1 pseudogene is annotated in these 324 nt (G+C 71.0%); it reads left to right on the forward strand.

The window, feature by feature from the left end:
- A pseudogene (locus ACQRBV_RS27565) lies at nt 1-236 on the forward strand (SDR family oxidoreductase); the annotation flags it as partial.
- Nucleotides 237-324 lie beyond the last annotated feature (88 nt).

Below are 324 nucleotides of genomic sequence, written 5' to 3' on the forward strand. Positions count from 1 at the left end.
TGATGCCACCCTTCGTGCGCACGCCGATGGTCACCCGGCAGACCTTCGAGCCGCAGGTGCTGCGTCGGCTGGGATTGCGCATGGGCCCGGAGACGATCGCCGAGGCGGCCTGGCGGCACACCACCTGCGATGCCGTGCACCGGCCGATAGGCGGGCAGTTCAAGGCGCTCTACTGGGCCGGGCAGCTGTCGCCGCCGTGGATGAACCGGCTGGTGATGCGCTGGCTGAGCCGTTAAGGCCGTCTCGGCCAGCCTTCAGGGGCCGCTAGCCGCGCTCCCAGAGCGCGTCATGCACCTGGCCGGCGCTCTTCTCGCGGTGCAGGCG

This window comes from Pseudomonas sp. R11F (assembly GCF_050312575.1).
Taxonomy (GTDB): domain Bacteria; phylum Pseudomonadota; class Gammaproteobacteria; order Pseudomonadales; family Pseudomonadaceae; genus Aquipseudomonas; species Aquipseudomonas palleroniana.